The 14,323-nt window shown below is 63.3% G+C and carries 18 protein-coding genes and 1 tRNA gene; 7 read left to right on the top strand and 12 right to left on the bottom strand.

Annotated elements, in window-relative coordinates; translation table 11 throughout:
• Positions 1-533: 533 nt before the first annotated feature.
• The 3 genes from AC5P57_RS03420 to AC5P57_RS03410 are packed head-to-tail and all read left to right on the top strand — an operon-like array spanning position 534 to position 1,681.
• Entirely contained in the window at positions 534-1,052 is a 519-nt protein-coding gene (locus AC5P57_RS03420; RefSeq protein WP_242877947.1) for a hypothetical protein, read from the top strand.
• Positions 1,045-1,290 (top strand): hypothetical protein, encoded by a 246-nt coding sequence (locus AC5P57_RS03415; protein WP_226690071.1) that lies wholly within the window; start codon positions 1,045-1,047, stop codon positions 1,288-1,290. Before AC5P57_RS03420 ends, AC5P57_RS03415 begins: the two co-directional genes overlap by 8 nt.
• A gap of 31 nt (positions 1,291-1,321) precedes the next feature.
• Positions 1,322-1,681, top strand: a complete 360-nt coding sequence (locus AC5P57_RS03410; protein WP_253078666.1) for a hypothetical protein — start codon at positions 1,322-1,324, stop codon at positions 1,679-1,681.
• A 10-nt stretch (positions 1,682-1,691) separates the two neighbouring features.
• Here AC5P57_RS03410 and AC5P57_RS03405 read toward each other — a convergent pair whose 3' ends face one another.
• Complete coding sequence (locus tag AC5P57_RS03405) at positions 1,692-1,901, bottom strand: ECs_2282 family putative zinc-binding protein (protein WP_009582329.1); 210 nt, start codon at positions 1,899-1,901, stop codon at positions 1,692-1,694.
• Between the two features lie 315 nt (positions 1,902-2,216).
• On the opposite strand from AC5P57_RS03405, the gene AC5P57_RS03400 reads away from it, so the two are divergent.
• Together AC5P57_RS03400 and AC5P57_RS03395 are read left to right on the top strand one after the other, a co-directional pair.
• Positions 2,217-2,942 carry a hypothetical protein gene (locus AC5P57_RS03400; RefSeq protein WP_253078667.1) on the top strand — a complete coding sequence of 242 codons (726 nt, stop codon included), beginning with the start codon at positions 2,217-2,219 and terminating at the stop codon, positions 2,940-2,942.
• Between the two features lie 34 nt (positions 2,943-2,976).
• Complete coding sequence (locus AC5P57_RS03395) at positions 2,977-3,216, top strand: hypothetical protein (RefSeq protein WP_253078668.1); 240 nt, start codon at positions 2,977-2,979, stop codon at positions 3,214-3,216.
• Between the two features lie 146 nt (positions 3,217-3,362).
• Here AC5P57_RS03395 and AC5P57_RS03390 read toward each other — a convergent pair whose 3' ends face one another.
• Together AC5P57_RS03390 and AC5P57_RS03385 are read right to left on the bottom strand one after the other, a co-directional pair.
• Entirely contained in the window at positions 3,363-3,875 is a 513-nt protein-coding gene (locus tag AC5P57_RS03390; RefSeq protein WP_253078669.1) for a hypothetical protein, read from the bottom strand.
• A 5-nt stretch (positions 3,876-3,880) separates the two neighbouring features.
• Positions 3,881-4,585 carry a DUF5343 domain-containing protein gene (locus tag AC5P57_RS03385; RefSeq protein WP_253078670.1) on the bottom strand — a complete coding sequence of 235 codons (705 nt, stop codon included), beginning with the start codon at positions 4,583-4,585 and terminating at the stop codon, positions 3,881-3,883.
• 188 nt (positions 4,586-4,773) lie between these two features.
• Here AC5P57_RS03385 and AC5P57_RS03380 point away from each other — a divergent pair, with 188 nt between their 5' ends.
• Entirely contained in the window at positions 4,774-5,289 is a 516-nt protein-coding gene (locus tag AC5P57_RS03380) for a hypothetical protein (protein ID WP_253078671.1), read from the top strand.
• Positions 5,290-5,380: 91 nt separating this feature from the next.
• Here the strand turns inward: AC5P57_RS03380 and AC5P57_RS03375 are convergent, their stop codons facing one another.
• Entirely contained in the window at positions 5,381-6,187 is an 807-nt protein-coding gene (locus AC5P57_RS03375) for a DUF3800 domain-containing protein (RefSeq protein ID WP_253078672.1), read from the bottom strand.
• A gap of 102 nt (positions 6,188-6,289) precedes the next feature.
• A complete protein-coding gene (locus AC5P57_RS03370) occupies positions 6,290-6,718 on the bottom strand; it encodes a hypothetical protein (protein WP_253078673.1) in 429 nt (142 codons plus the stop codon).
• A 124-nt stretch (positions 6,719-6,842) separates the two neighbouring features.
• Here AC5P57_RS03370 and AC5P57_RS03365 point away from each other — a divergent pair, with 124 nt between their 5' ends.
• On the top strand, positions 6,843-7,130 hold the full coding sequence (locus tag AC5P57_RS03365; RefSeq protein WP_253078674.1) for a helix-turn-helix domain-containing protein: 288 nt from the start codon (positions 6,843-6,845) through the stop codon (positions 7,128-7,130).
• A gap of 83 nt (positions 7,131-7,213) precedes the next feature.
• Here AC5P57_RS03365 and AC5P57_RS03360 read toward each other — a convergent pair.
• The 7 genes from AC5P57_RS03360 to AC5P57_RS03330 form a co-directional block, all read right to left on the bottom strand.
• Positions 7,214-7,290, bottom strand: a tRNA-Asn gene (locus AC5P57_RS03360).
• A gap of 47 nt (positions 7,291-7,337) precedes the next feature.
• Positions 7,338-7,763 carry a type IV pilin protein gene (locus tag AC5P57_RS03355; RefSeq protein WP_099552691.1) on the bottom strand — a complete coding sequence of 142 codons (426 nt, stop codon included), beginning with the start codon at positions 7,761-7,763 and terminating at the stop codon, positions 7,338-7,340.
• A gap of 13 nt (positions 7,764-7,776) precedes the next feature.
• Complete coding sequence (locus AC5P57_RS03350) at positions 7,777-11,565, bottom strand: pilus assembly protein (protein ID WP_099552692.1); 3,789 nt, start codon at positions 11,563-11,565, stop codon at positions 7,777-7,779.
• An 11-nt stretch (positions 11,566-11,576) separates the two neighbouring features.
• Entirely contained in the window at positions 11,577-12,098 is a 522-nt protein-coding gene (locus AC5P57_RS03345; RefSeq protein ID WP_099552693.1) for a pilus assembly PilX family protein, read from the bottom strand.
• Between the two features lie 3 nt (positions 12,099-12,101).
• On the bottom strand, positions 12,102-13,271 hold the full coding sequence (locus AC5P57_RS03340; protein WP_099552694.1) for a PilW family protein: 1,170 nt from the start codon (positions 13,269-13,271) through the stop codon (positions 12,102-12,104).
• On the bottom strand, positions 13,268-13,768 hold the full coding sequence (gene pilV / locus AC5P57_RS03335) for a type IV pilus modification protein PilV (protein WP_262236265.1): 501 nt from the start codon (positions 13,766-13,768) through the stop codon (positions 13,268-13,270). The genes AC5P57_RS03340 and pilV overlap by 4 nt, the downstream gene beginning before the upstream one ends.
• Positions 13,765-14,280 carry a GspH/FimT family pseudopilin gene (locus tag AC5P57_RS03330; RefSeq protein ID WP_099552696.1) on the bottom strand — a complete coding sequence of 172 codons (516 nt, stop codon included), beginning with the start codon at positions 14,278-14,280 and terminating at the stop codon, positions 13,765-13,767. The genes pilV and AC5P57_RS03330 overlap by 4 nt, the downstream gene beginning before the upstream one ends.
• Positions 14,281-14,323 lie beyond the last annotated feature (43 nt).

Here is a 14,323-nt window from a genome sequence, read left to right as displayed (position 1 = left end):
GACAATCACTTAGGCTGTTCGCAATCGCTGCACTCAGAAAATCGACGTCCGAGTTGTCACCGTAAATCGTCCTGACGTTGCCCTACGAAACGCGCCTGACTCGCCCGGATCGATCTTTTTCTCTTTCTTCTTTTTTTAGTAGTTGCAGTAGTTGCAGTAGTTGCATTGAAAATAAGTCTTTGATTCAAAAAGATTATTTACGATTATTGACGCACCCGAGGGGAAGCCGACGCAATCGGCCCCTTGGGTGCAAAGCAATTTGACGGCCCAAGGCCCGAACAACCGTGGCCGACTTCACGGGCGTGGCGATCAATGCGGGGGAATGCGTTGGATTGCCCTTCCGACCGTGAGTGCCGTGTCCCTCGCGCGCGAGGCGAACAGGCCGAGCGATCCCACCGACGCGCGCCACCTAATCGAGCATCGGATGGCCGTCGCCATCCAAGCCGTTGATCCGACTACTTGAACGATGGCATGCCTGCGCACGTAAGCACGACACCATCACAACGTAAGCCACTTTTCACCCGGAGGCGACCGTGCTTTCCATCCCGAACACCTTCACGCCCGAGCGGCGCGAGCTGTTCTTCCAAGTGCTGGAGGACACGTGCTCGCCCAAGCAGGCCGCCGCCGCAGCGGGCATCAGCAGGCAGACGGCCTTCTACCACAAGGCCAACGACATCGAGTTCCGCACCCGGTGGGAGAAGGCCATCGAGGTCGCCCTGGACTCCCTGCTCGACGAGGCGTACAGGCGCGCCGCGATCGGCTACGACGAGCCGGTCATTCACCAGGGACGCCTCGCCACCACCGCGGACCCTACGACCGGCGAGGAAAGGCCGCTCACCGTCAGGAAGCACAGCGACAGGCTCCTGGAGGTCCTCCTGAAGTTCCGCTACGGCGAGCAGATGGCCGACAGGCTGCGCGTCAGGGTCGAGGACACGGGCCTCTCGGCCGACGCACTACTGGCGATGCCCGCCGACGAGCGAGCCCAGCTCGTGGCGCTGCTCTCCAAGTACAACGCGGCGCGGCCGCACGACGAGGATCAGGACGATGAGTGACAAGCTGACGGTGGCCGAGGCCCTGGCCAAGGCGGAGCAGATCGAGGTCATGCTGGGCGCTATCGAGGGCACCGCGCCCGAGGCGGTCGAGGCGATGGGCGGGCGCGACGCCCTGGCCCGCCGCAGCGAGATGACGTGCCTCGGCCCGGTGCCGCGCCTGGACGCGGACGAGTGGGAGCGCATGTCGCTGGAGTACGAGGCGCGGCGCGAGCATGGCAGCGTCAACCGGGGCCACTAACGGGCACGCGGTCGCCGTCGAGGTGGACGGGGTGCGATACCCCTCCGTCAGGCAGGCGGCACAGGCGCTCGGGGTCGGGTACAGCACCGTGACGGCGCGCTGCCACGACCCGGGCCAGCCCGACTACCGGTGGCTCGGCGCGACGCCCGGCCGGCGGGAGCTGTCGCCCGAGGACAGGCGCATCGCCAGGGCGCTGGTCGAGCCAGTCCGCCGGCCCTGCGACGGCGGCAGACGGCGCGCCGACGTGCTGGACCTCAACGAGGTTCCGCCCAAGGTGGTGCGCCGCAGCTGCATGTGCTGCGCCCGCTTCACCTTCTCCGACGACGTGGTGCGCGTGCGCATGTGCGAGGAATGCGGCAGCCTGGGCAGCGTGCCAACCAAGGACGCCTAGCCTGGGCTCCTTACTTGAACCCCGCCTTGCGGAGCATGTCCTTGAGTTGCTTCTCAACGGCGGTCTTGGCCTGCGAGGTCGCCTGCCGCATCACGTTGCCGTAAGTGCCGCTCGCTCCGCACCTGGAGCACTTGATGGTGTCCGATGCCTTCGGGTTCTTGGGCATCTCGAACTTGTCACTTCCACAAGAGCATTTGACGCCGATTTGAGTGGTGCTCATTGCAGGGTCCTGTGCAGGGTCGGCAACGGAATGTTGCAGGTGCAGTGAAGCGCGTCACCGTCGCAAATCCTGCGACCACTTCAGCCCTCCGACATTCCATCGGTGGGCGGCGAGACGCCAAGCCCATGAATCGCAAGCCGCGGTGACGGCTGCAGCTCCGAGGGAAACACGTCCGGGAAACGATGGCGTTCGCGCCCAACGCTCCGCGACACATTGCAGGCATCCGGTCAGCGCATTGGCGCGCAGACCACCCCACGGCTGGGGATGCGCTCGTGACAGGCGACCGGAGGACCAACCTCACAGGAGCCAACGAGCATGAAGATCACCCTCAGCGACACCCCTCTCCTCAGCACCCAGCAGATCGGCGAACTCGCCTCGACCCTGGACCTGCTGCACAAGCGCACCCTCGCCGCGATCGAGCGCCTGAACAAGGACATCGCGACCCGCAAGCAGCAGATCGCCGCGCGCTGGAAGACCGCCCCCGGCCTCGGCGGGGCGGACGTCGCCCGCTTCGCCGAGCACGAGACTGTCGCCACCGTCCGCGAGATCAAGGACAACTCCAAGGCCGAGCTGGACAAGATCCTGAAGGACGCGGGCGCGCCGCACGCGCAGCTGATCGGCCAGCGCCAGTTCTACGACTCCCCGGCGAAAGTCCTGGCCCGCGCGGCCCTGGGCGACCCCAAGCGCACCGAGTACCTCCAGCAGCTCCAGCACGCCGGCCCCGCCGAGCTCGGCCACATGGCCCAGGTCGCCGTCGGCACGCGCAACGTCGCCCTGGCGTCCGCCGTGCTGTCCCTGATCGACCGCATGCCCTCAAAGGACCGCCCGGTCGGCCCGGTGGAGCTGGCGTCAGCGATGAGGCAGGACGACTTCCTCAAGGTGCATGAGTACATCAAGCTGGGCGACGCGCGCCTCCAGGGCATCCTGGTCACCATCCGCGCCTGGAACTCCGGCAAGTCGAACCCGCTGAGCTCGGTCCAGCTCGCCATGCGCGAGCAGGAGATCGACCACGACCTGATCGGGGGCGACGGCGATGACTGACCGACGCACCCACTATCCACCGTGCCACCCGGCGATGCTGGCACTCGCCGCCCTGGTCGCGGCGATCCAGCACAGGTGCGATCCGTTCCCTGAGCTGGAGGCCGCCGCCGCCCGCAACGGCGTTGCCGTCGGCTCCGAGGAGTTCGACGAGGCCGCGGCACTGGCCGGGCAACCCTACTGTCGCGCGCTGGACCTGTACGTCGACCGCGAGACCAAGCGCAGGGCGAACGCCCTGGGGGCGGGGATGGCGCACCTGGCCTTCCTCCCGACCTGACCCGAGCAAACCCGGCCGGGTTGGTTAGGTGCGCAGAGGGCAACGGGTGGCCCGGCCGTGTTTCGGAGGGGATGTCGTCATGGCATCCCCTTCTTTTCATGCGCTTGTGGACCTTCGCGCTCAGACGGTCGATTAGGTGATTGGGCCTATCTTTTCAACTCGGCGACGGTCACCAGCTCCTGAACCACCACCCTCAGGTCCTGCACGAGCTTGTCAATATCCTTCCGCTGCGCGATGTAACGCCGACTGTGAGCTGAGAGATCGCCCACGTCCTTCAGGCGCGGGAGTGCTTGCTTGGTATTCCTACTCAAATTCCAAGACGTTTCCGCGAGTGTGACGGATATCAAATCGCGCAAGAACAGGAAGTCGCCGCTTGTCCCCTTGATCTTGTCCGAGATTCCGTGCCTCTCAAACGACTCAATAATGAGCGTCTCCACTAGCCTCCGAATCATCACCGCGCAAGCGTCGTACCAGCCGTTGGCGTATGCGCCATTGATCTGGTGCACAACTCGTTCAATGTACCCGCGGGTGTTCCGAACCAGCGAGAAAATGATGACGAAGTCATCTGGGCTTGGTGCCCCCTCTTCCGGAGGAGGGTTCTTTTCCCGGATTGCATCCCTCAATTGCCTGACGCTGCCCAGCGTACTCTCGATATCCATTCAACCTACCCCTTGAAAGGGAGGTGCTTCGCCATACTCTCGAAAATCTTCTCAATCTGCTCGGGGCTACTATCAGGAGAGATGTGGATTTGAATGTCCAAGTGCAGCTTCGGACTGAAAGCTGGCCTGCTCCCGGCCACGGGCATCTCAACAATGGGCTGAGGCGGTGGTGAGGTCTTCTCTGTTGGGGGTGGAGCTACCTTCTTCGCGGTAGAGGGCGTCTTCACTGCCTTAGGCTTATCTGCGCCGTTTTTCTGTTTGGAGGCCTTCTGCTCCTTCGCCTTAGACACGTCTGCCTCAAGTAGCATCGAGAACGTCGCGCCATAAGCCCTCGCTGCCGCCTGGCCCACTTTCGCATCCCTAGCAAACCAAGCCTCGACGGACTTGCTATCGATGCTCTGCGGATCGTGGAAGATGTCCCGGAGCTCCTGCGGGTAGACCTTTTCGAAGATCTTCTCGCACACACCCGCGTACTTTGTGTCATCTCTCCAGTCATAGGCGAGATCGGTTGGTTTGTTGTCCTCGCCGATCAATCCGAAGGTCCTGAGCGGCGGGATGATGTTCGCACTTGCCGACGCCTCGCTCATACCTAGGGCCGTGGCCACGTAGCTTGGCGACACCTTCTCGGGCGTCCGCTGCTTAAACTTGTCCCGCAACAGGAACCAGTTGTTACGCGGGATCTTCGGGTAACTTTTCTTCTCGTCAGCCATTCCTTGCCCCCTTGGCGTCGTGGGCCACCACGGCCCGCTAATTTCTTATTTTTATCACGTCTGCATTTTGCATGCAGGATGTCTCAATAGCTGAGAAAAATTGCCTTCTTGAGGGGGGGGCGGGGGCTCCCGAACTGGGGAAGCCGCGACCTAATGCCTACGTGCCCACCAACACGTAGGAGAACGCCATGAAGCTGGAAAAAATACCCACCAAGGAACTGCTGGCCCTGCACAACCGGATCGCCGACAAGCCCGCAGGCCCCAAGACCTTCGCGACCCGGACCAAGCTCGTCGCCCGGATCGAACAGGTCGCGGCCGACAAGAACATCGACCTGAGCTCGTTCGGGCGGCCGAAGAAGCCCAAGGCGGCCGAGCAGCGCACACAGCCGAAGGCCGAGGCCACCGAAGCGCCGGATGCGACCGAGAAGAAGTCGCGCGGCCTTGGAGTGGGCGCACTCGCCCGCGCGATTCTGATGGACCCCGCAGGTTACCCGCACGCTCTGGTGGCAGACATGGTCAACGCGCAGATCGAGGGCGCGGCGACGACGGCGAAGTCGGTTCGGTGGTATGCCAACGACATACGCAAGAAGGGCGTCGAGGTGCCGCCCCGTCAGAAACACCACCCGGCAGACATGGACGAGGAGCAGTCGGCCGAGGCGATGTCCACCATTCGGGTGGTCGGGCCCACACCATCCGACGATTAACGCCGTTCTCCCGCCGTGTATGAGAAAGGGCCACCGTGACGGTGGCCCTTTCATTTCACGCTCTTGTGTGCGATCGCGCACTGACCAACGGTCAGTAAACTTGCTCGGCACGTATCTGCTGGCTTGCCTCTATGCCGCGCTCAGCGAGATAGGTCCGCAACGCCTCATACTGTGTTCTGTAAATTGCGGCACGAACAGCAACGGGGCTGAAGTGCAACCCGATGCCCGAGACTCTTCCGTCATCATTCCTGATGAACAGTGGCGCTAGCAGGCGGAGGATTGTGTCACCTGATTGTCTCCTGGCCTCGTCACCCCTAGTGAATGCGTTGACTGCAAAGCGAAAGGAACCGAGCACGATATCGATGAGCGATCCGAAATGCGCCTGGCCGATTGCCGCGTAGTGGAAGCCAACGATGTTCTGCAATCGCATTGTCGGTGAGTAGGGCAGTCCACGGACGCCAACCGCGAATCTGTCGCGGAGTTGTTCATCGAGTTGCGCGTCTGTGAACCTATCTATCAAGACCAATCCGTGGGTTCCCCGCGCATTGAGGAAGCCATCGAAGTGATACACGATAGTGTTGATCGCAAACCTTCTCGCCTCGTCAGAGTTTCTAGCGATACTGTGTAGGGTGAGCGTTGCGATGAACTGGCAGCCATGCTCGATCGCCAACTCAACCACGGCTTGTTTTAGAGCCTTAAATTGATCGTGATTCAGCCCCGCTGGAGCTGGATTGAACTTCAGCATCGCGCCGGGAGGAAGTCCGAACCTGGTGCGAAGGGCATCCATCGCCTCGCTTAGCTGCCTCGCGCGGTCTGAGGGCACGGTTAGGCCGCCGTAGACGAAGAAATCGGACTGGGCTGGATCAAGGTTGGTTTCGTCAGTATAGAAAAGGTACACGCTAACGCTCCCTCGCAGCTATGTCGCAGCCAGCTTAGCGGTATTCATGTCGTTTTCGTATTATCCGCGTCCATGTAAAGGAAAGACTCTCCTGCCGCGAAATCAGAGACAGGCCCCTGTCCACGCATCGGCAACGTTATCCCGACCCTCAAGGATCACGCTCTTGCCGCTGGACACGAAGCGCCGGAAGCCTGTGTATCCGCCGAACTCGTTTTGGGCGTTGACCCGGCCGCAGGCGACCACACCGAACTCCTCGGTGTAGTTGGCGCGCACATCCCGGAACTGCGCGGCGTCCGGGTCCTTCATCTCGCGTCTAACGGCGCGCTCGGCCGCGACGATGGTGTCGGCGCCGAACCACTTCTCCTGCTGCGCCTTCTTCTCCGCGGCCGTCATGGGGCGCTCCGGCTCGGGCTTCGAGGTCTCAGGCTGCTGGGCCTGCCTCCGCGGCGCCTCGGCCACTGCTGCGGGTAAGGCGACGGCAGCGGGCTCGCTGCGCGGCACCAGCTTCGACCCGATCCAGGCCAAGGCCATCACAACAACCAGAAGAATCCCTATCCGCCTCATTCACTCCCCCTAAGCTTGCGTCAGCTAATAGTCTATTTTGGACTAATCCAACACGGACTCTAGCGTGCGGTGAGCTTCATGTCACCGCGCGATGGCCCAATCGACCCACAACCGCGATTACCAACTCCTGCTGGCCGTCCTGAAGGCGGCTCGTAAGCGGGCGCGCGTGACGCAGATCGAGTTGGCCGAGCGCCTGGGTAACACGCAGACCTTCGTGTCCAAGTGCGAGCGTGGGGAGCGGCGTATCGACGCCGTTGAGCTGGTGGAGTTCGCCGAGGCCATAGGCGTCGCCCCGCAGGAGCTGCTGGACGAGTACCTGACGCAGCGCGGGCGTGCGACGTCACCGAAGACGCGGAAGGGGTCTAAGCAGCGAGGGTGACGCTTCTGTGTTGCTTTCGTGTTTTCAGCAACCCACAAAAGACAAAGGCCGCGACAATGCGCGGCCTAAGTACATGCTGTATCTGGCGCCCGAAGTTGGACTCGAACCAACGACCCCCTGATTAACAGTCAAGTGCTCTAACCGGCTGAGCTATTCGGGCGGGGAGGCGCATTGTACTGGGCGTTCAGAGGAAGATCAACACCTGATTTACCAGCAATCGGAAACCGTGCCGCTGGCCGTTTTGCGGTTGGCCTGGTCCACGCTCAGCGTCCCGCAGCTGTCCTTGGTCTGGTTGCCCTGGGGCGTCGCCGTCAGCGTGAACGAGGACGCCTTGCCATCGAACGTGACTGCGTAGCGTGTGGTCCCGCCCTCGCGCGGCGACACCTTGCTGGGCAGCGCGAAGCCCGAGTAGGTGTTGTTCACCGAGTAGTAGCGCTCAGCGCGCTGCGCGTACTCCACCAGGTCCGCCTTGGCCACGCCCCGGTGTGACTGGCGGATGTACTGCTGGTAAGACGGAACGACAATCGCGGCCAGGATGCCGAGCACGATCACTACGATCATCAATTCGATGAGGGAGAAACCGTGCTGCTTGCCGGGACGACGCAGGGTGCGGGAAAGAGTATTCAGGCTCATGGGAATGTCTTCGTTACTGAATCTGGCGCCAGGATTGGCGACCGCAGGGATAAGGTACGTACATCGTCGGAGCACCCGCCACGTTGACCGCCATCCAGCAGGCGCGTCCGCCTCGATCGGCACCCTTTGCCAGGCGCGGCATCACCGAGACATTGACGTCCTTCACCGGTGCGGTGCCGCCGGTATCGAGACTGACGCCGGCCGTGCCCGCTCCATAGGGCGTGCCGGTAATGGACCCGACCCGCGCCTGCTCCAGCGATGCAACACCCGAGATCGGATTGAGGCCAAACAGCCAGTTGCTTCCCTCGGTCGAACAGCCACGGCCACCCGCGGTGGGCATGTAGGTCGGCATGAACACCGTTCCCGACGCCACTGCAGGATTACCAACAAAGCGTTCACCTGCGCCGGGCAATGCAATGCTCCACCCGCGCGCCGCCCCGGAGAAGGGGGTGGCCGTGACCGTGCGCAACTTGTTGGTGGTGGTCACCGTATAGGCCAGCAGATTGGCGGGCACGATCGTGGCCTCCGGCTGGTCCTTGCTGGTGTCGTTGACACCGTACAGCGACTGCGCGGTGAGATCCTGCGGGTCATTGTCGAAGGAGAAGCTGCCGGTACCCAGCACCAGCATCACGCCACCACCGGGTCCGGTCACTGCGGTCATGCCACCGGTAATCGGCTGGCGGTACACCTGGTTGTTGTTGTTGGTCTGGCGCGCCGTGGTGAACACCGGCGTGGTGACCGAGGTCGCCGTGCTTTCCAGATCGAACTTCCACAGCGCGCCGCGCTGGTCGGCCGCATAGATCGTGTCCGCCAGTCCGTCACGGCCACGTACACGCCCGGTCCCACCGGCGCTGTCGGCGCGCCAACGGTCGACGGCCACGATGTTGCCCAGGCCATTGTCACCGGCAGGTGCGGTTGCCGCGGCCTCGGTAGCAGTGATCATCCGCACCGCGCCCGATCCCAGGTCGACCACGAACAGCACAGCCTTGCGGCTGAGGCTGTTGTAACCGTTGCCGAAGATCGCTTTCCACGCCACCCCGGTCCCTTCCTTCACCGGCACGATCACCGGCTTGCCAAGGACATGACCGATATTCGCCTTCACGGTGCTATCGAGCCCCGGCGCCACGTCACTGATTTCCCACAGGCGGTTACCGGTGCCGAAGCTGGACGGCGTGGTTACATCCAGCGCGAACACCGAGCGCCCACCGGCGCCCGCCGTACCCACCAGCGCCGTGGCCCAGTTGCCACCGATCTGTGCGTCCGCCACCGCGATCGGTCCATCCACGTAGTAGCGATGACGGAAGCGCTGGTCGGACTTGTTGGCCGCCACGTAGGGGTACAGAAGGTTGGCCATGTGGCCCAGCGCCGTGCCAGGAACGTAGGCGAAGGTCTCGCTGCCACCGGCACTGTCACTTACGCCGTTGCCGTTCATGCCACCGTCGAAGGCATGCAGCATGCCGTCGTTGGCACCGACATAGACCATGTAGCGGCCATTGTTGCGCTTGCGGGTCAGATACGTGGCATACGAGGTCGCCATCGCGGTGCTGATGCGCTGGTAGCCATAGTCGTCGCGGGGCGAACTGATCACCGGACTGGAATTGACGATGTCGCCCAGCACGGTGGTACGGGTGCGATAGATGCCCCCCGAGTTGCGTACTTCGCGTGATGCGTCGCCGCGCAGATAAGCCATGGCCGTGGCGATGTCGCCGCCCAGCTTTTCAGCCTCGGTCGCGGAACAGCGCGCAATGCCCGGATACTGCTTCTCGTCCTTGTTGCAGAGGTCGGTGAAGGCGATGTTGGTGCTGCTGAAGTCAACCGCAGCATTGCCCTTGGTGGCGACGATGGTGCGCGAACGCTGCGCCCCCAGCTTCTCGGCCGCTTCCCATACCTGCGTGTACTCGGTCTGCTGCGTCTTGTCGTTGACCGCGAGCTTGGATGCCTTCAGGCGGCTGAACCAATCGGTTTCCTCGTTGGCCACTTCGAACTGGGGCGTGACCGCCAGCGATCCGGTACCGATACGCGCGCCGGTCAGGCCCTGGCTGCCCGAAGGCGCTGGCCCGGAGGTGACCGACGACAGCACCCGGCGCATGGCCGTGGTGATGTCTGCCGGAGTACGCGCGTTGATGTACTCACCGCGGGTATTGGTCGCGGCATGCCAGATGTCATCCACGGTACTGGGATTGTCGTTCTGGCGACTCGGCCAGTTGCTGTAGACCGCCGAATCGGTATACGGGTTCTGCTGCCTGTTCGGGTCGAACAGATTGCCACGCGCACCCAGCGTGATCCCGTAGAAGTTGATATGCAGGTCCTTGTTGCAGTCCAGCGACTTGTCGGTACTGGTCGCACATTGCTCCGGTACCGGCACCTGTCCCCGGGGCATCCGATCATCGGTTCGCAACGGGTTCACGTAGTAGTACGCGGCAATATCACCCATGGTGTTGGAATTGCCATCCGAGAAGGGAGTCCCCATGTCTCCGTCCACGTTGCCCGGGGCAGGCGCCAGGGATGACGAAAGGTTGTTGCCATTGTTGCTGTAGCCGTCGGTGAACAGCATCACCGCATTCTTCTGGCAGGACAGCTTGATGGGGGCATTGTCATCGGTCCGCATGAACTGCAGGCCCGCGGCGTTGACGGCATGTCGATTCGGCGTACCACCACTGGCCGTCAGCGCGATCATGCTGGTGTAGAGCGCGGACTTCTGCCCGATCACGCTCATGTCCCGGATCGCAAGCCGTTTGTTGGAGTCCGTCGAGCTGTTGTAATCCTGGAAATCGTTGATCCGGAAGTAGCCGACATACATGTCATTGACATTCAATGCACGCGTCATGCCGGCGATCATCGCCCGGTTGCGGTTACCGTAGTACGAGTACCAGTTGGCGAAGTTCTGCAATGCGGCAGCATCACCGGTGCCGATGACGTACTTCCACATGTCACATCCCGAACCGCAGGCGCCGGTGACCTTGGTTCGCTGGATACCTGCATACGCATTGGCAGTGCCCGGCAACTGCGGATAGGCGTCGCCCTCACTTGTGTATGGCATGTAGAACGTAGCGGGCACATAACGCAGCGACGCATAGCCCGCCGAGTTCCAGATCGCGCCTCTCGTATTGGCGTTCTCGCTGCCAAAACCACCATTGGCCCTGCTTGCAGTCCTGTAGGTCTGCCCGGCCGGTACCGTCATCCCTTCCTGCATCCTCTGGACGTCCCAGGACGAGGTACCCAGATAGCTGCTGGCGATCGCCAGTGTATCCGTCTCACGAGGATCGATGAGGGTGGCCGACGTACTCGCCACTGGATACGACTGCACTTCTTCGTTCACGATCCGCAGCCAGGGCTCGTACTTGATGGCAGGGTCGTAGTAGGTCGGGTTGTAGGCCGCCGATCGGGCAAACCCGAAGACATCCAGCGCCGGGATGCCGTTGTAGCTGTTGATCCGTGCGCCGGGCAGCACATAGAAGTAACTGCACTCACCAGTCTGGATGGCATTTCCCCACCGGTCATAGGTTACGGGCACGTCTTCAGGCGTATTGAGCACCCCGGCCGATCGGAAGAAACTCCTTCTTCCGTAGTGCCAGCACGCCGTACCATCCTGCCCCGGGAACTGGGTCTGGAAGGTCATCGAACCCGAATCATCCACCGCCATGATGAACGACGGCGGTGCGGAGACCTTCAGGTTCATCGGGTGCTGTGACAACGTTCCCTGCGCCTGCGCGGCGAACAGGTTCATCGCAAGCCAGGTACCACCCGCCACCGCCAGCAGCAGCCCGGAGCCGGCCAGGATCTTGATCTTTCGGGTCGCCATGACCGGATTCCTCAAAGCTTGAAAACAGTGTCGACAGCCGCCGAGGAGGTACCCTCGTTGCTGGTGGCGGCATCGCGATCGGAGCCGAACGCGGTGATCTGGTAGACGCGGGTGGGCTCTTCGCTTTCCGGCGTGCCCATGCCCAGCGTCGATTCGCCCTGGATGCAGGCGTCGATGCGGCGCACGCTGACCACCGGCGCCGCCGACAGCTTCTGCTCACCCACCCAGCGGGTGGGATCGAAGCCGTCGTCGCAGATGCGCTTGATGGCGTCAGCCTTCAACGCGCCGCCATCGCCGGTATTGTTGTCAATCTCCTCGATCGACCGCTCGGCATCACGTACCGCTCGTTCGCTGGCCTGGAACGCCACGTTGGCGGCCCGGTAGTTGGAGGACATGCGCTCCTGCATGCTGGCCACCTGCATGCCGACCACGCCGATCAGCGACAGCAGGATCAACAGCATCAGGGCCACGTACAGCACCGCGCCGCGCTGCTGCGCGCGCCCCTGGAATCGACGGGAGACGGAGGGCTTCATGGGTCAGTTCCCGAACAGTCGGTTGCGCAGCGCCACGGACACCTCGTAGGAGGCACGGTAGCGATCGTCGTAGGTCGTGGGCGGATTGAAGCCAACGCCGAGCACACCCAGCTGGGCCACCGCCGTATTGGCCTGCTCCGCAGCGGCCCGCTGCGGGCTGCGCACCAGCAGCCCGAACTGCACCATGCCAACCCGCCGCCACGCAGCGACAGCGGCGGCATCGGTACCGGTGCTGACCCCGCTGGCAGTCTTCTGGAAGGCGATTACCCCGGTCGGCGGCGCGGCGCTGCTGATCGCCGTCTCGGTATCCTGTCCATAGAGGAACTGCAGGCTCTCGATGCCTTCCACCAGCTCCTCACCGGTGGCGAAGGTGTTGTCGCCAGCGCCACGCGCGCGGTACAGCGCGGGTTCGCCGGCGGTATTGGTGGCCACGTAGTACGCCATCGATTCCACCCGATAGACCATGGTCACCGCGTTGTTGGCCGAATACGCCGAGAGATCGGCTTTGCTGGCCGTGATCGTGCTGCCGGCGATTTTTCCGGCGAACACGTCCACCTTGCTGCAATCGGCCACGGCAAACGCCGAGGGCGTGGTGACGGCACCGGCCGACAGGCGGGCCGCCGCGTCACTGGCGATCGTGATGTCCGGCGAAGTACCGGAACCGATGGACAGCACCGGCGAGCCTTCCGGCGCCAGGTAGCGCATCACGATGATGTCGCTGCCGCCAAGCGGTTTGGGCTTCAGATTGGTGATCGCCGACGGCGTGCTGCCGGCCGCCCCCCAGCTCGCGCCGAGGGTCAGCTTGTTGCCAGGCGCGGTACCCTGCGCCTCGTAACCCTGGATCGGCACCGAAAAGTCCATCGGGCTGCCATCACCCGACTTCACGCCGGCAATGTTGACCTTGACACTGTCCTGGGCACGCACCAGATGCGCCTGGTCGTTCACGCAGCCCATGTGCCCGGCCATCCGGATGTCGCGCTCGAGGAACTCCAGTGCGAATCGAGCGTTTTCCTGGGTGCGCGCGACACCCTCGGACAGCTGCGAGGCCGCCCGCGAGGCCATGAAGATCTGGGTCACGCCCAGCATCAGCACCAGGCCGATGACCAGCGAGATCAGCAGTTCCACCAGCGAAAGGCCTGCCGCATGGCTGGCAAGGGAAGGCGCGCGCTTCATAGACGGGTAACCAGGGTGAACGTGGTGATGCTGTCGGGATTGGCTGCGTTCCATCGCTCGTCTCCCCAGCCGATGCCCACCGTAACCAGGCCATCATTGACGGTCACGTTGGCGCTGGCCTTGCCTCCCAGCACCTTGACGACCTGGCATTGCCAGCGCGCCACGTTCGCCTTGGAGGCTGTGACGTTGGCACTGTTGGGCCAGGTGCAGGGGCCGGCAGGTGCGGTGACCGAGCCGGCGGTGAACGAGGCCTTGGTGTATTCGCCACCGTTGAGGGTTTCGCTGCGCTGCACGCGCATCAGCTCGATCAGGTCGTAGGCCAGGCTGGTGGCATGGGTGCGCTGGCTGGCGCTCTGCACGAACCGCACGTTCATGGTCTGCAGCAGCGCAAAGCCAAGCAGGCCGAACGCCAGCACCAGCAGCGCGATCAGCACCTCGATCAGGCTGAAGCCACGACTGCGGGCAGGCCCGCCCATGCCGGAACGACGACGTTTCATTTGCAGGTTCCTGCGGTGGAGCGGACCTGGCCCGAGAACAGGACGGTCAGGGTCCGCATGGGGTCACCCGCCTTGCAGCCTTGCGGCACCAGGCTCACGATCTGGTCGGCGGACGCGCGGCGGCGCCCCTGGGAATCGAAGGTTATGACGGTTGGGCTGGGAGCCTCGACCGCCAGGCTGCTGCTGCCCTTGGAGAAGCGCAGCACGCTTTCGCTGCCACTGATGGAGCCATCGCCATCGGCATCGCCCCAGGCCAGCATGCCCTTGCTCCACTCGCCGTCGCAGGACGTTCCGTTGCTGCTGCCGCAGACCCCGCCACCGTGGCGGTTGCGGATGGCCTCGCTGCGGGCGAGCGACAGCAGACCGATCACCTCGTTGTTGGTGGTGGTCAGGCGATTGGAGCGCATCGCGGTGCGGAAGCTGGGATAGGAGATGCTGGCCAGAATGACCAGGATGACCAGCGTGATCATCAACTCGACCAGCGTGAAGCCGTTTTGCCGGCGCAAAGACATTGGACGCTCCCCAGCGTGTTGATGGCCACGATGGGCCATCGTC

Source organism: Stenotrophomonas sp. YJH_SMC_79 (genome assembly GCF_059367995.1).
Note: the sequence above shows the minus strand (reverse complement) of the source record. Positions and strands in the feature narration are given on the sequence as shown.

Bases quoted from the DNA above. Each gene is read 5' to 3' on its own strand.
- pilV (WP_262236265.1), bottom strand. From the start codon at position 13,768: ATGAAACGTCGTCGTTCCGGCATGGGCGGGCCTGCCCGCAGTCGTGGC.
- AC5P57_RS03385 (WP_253078670.1), bottom strand. From the start codon at position 4,585: ATGGCTGACGAGAAGAAAAGTTACCCGAAGATCCCGCGTAACAACTGG.
- AC5P57_RS03390 (WP_253078669.1), bottom strand. From the start codon at position 3,875: ATGGATATCGAGAGTACGCTGGGCAGCGTCAGGCAATTGAGGGATGCA.
- AC5P57_RS03415 (WP_226690071.1), top strand. From the start codon at position 1,045: ATGAGTGACAAGCTGACGGTGGCCGAGGCCCTGGCCAAGGCGGAGCAG.
- AC5P57_RS03405 (WP_009582329.1), bottom strand. From the start codon at position 1,901: ATGAGCACCACTCAAATCGGCGTCAAATGCTCTTGTGGAAGTGACAAG.
- AC5P57_RS03395 (WP_253078668.1), top strand. From the start codon at position 2,977: ATGCTGGCACTCGCCGCCCTGGTCGCGGCGATCCAGCACAGGTGCGAT.
- AC5P57_RS03350 (WP_099552692.1), bottom strand. From the start codon at position 11,565: ATGGCGACCCGAAAGATCAAGATCCTGGCCGGCTCCGGGCTGCTGCTG.
- AC5P57_RS03345 (WP_099552693.1), bottom strand. From the start codon at position 12,098: ATGAAGCCCTCCGTCTCCCGTCGATTCCAGGGGCGCGCGCAGCAGCGC.
- AC5P57_RS03370 (WP_253078673.1), bottom strand. From the start codon at position 6,718: ATGGCCTTGGCCTGGATCGGGTCGAAGCTGGTGCCGCGCAGCGAGCCC.
- AC5P57_RS03340 (WP_099552694.1), bottom strand. From the start codon at position 13,271: ATGAAGCGCGCGCCTTCCCTTGCCAGCCATGCGGCAGGCCTTTCGCTG.
- AC5P57_RS03365 (WP_253078674.1), top strand. From the start codon at position 6,843: ATGGCCCAATCGACCCACAACCGCGATTACCAACTCCTGCTGGCCGTC.
- AC5P57_RS03400 (WP_253078667.1), top strand. From the start codon at position 2,217: ATGAAGATCACCCTCAGCGACACCCCTCTCCTCAGCACCCAGCAGATC.
- AC5P57_RS03355 (WP_099552691.1), bottom strand. From the start codon at position 7,763: ATGAGCCTGAATACTCTTTCCCGCACCCTGCGTCGTCCCGGCAAGCAG.
- AC5P57_RS03330 (WP_099552696.1), bottom strand. From the start codon at position 14,280: ATGTCTTTGCGCCGGCAAAACGGCTTCACGCTGGTCGAGTTGATGATC.
- AC5P57_RS03380 (WP_253078671.1), top strand. From the start codon at position 4,774: ATGAAGCTGGAAAAAATACCCACCAAGGAACTGCTGGCCCTGCACAAC.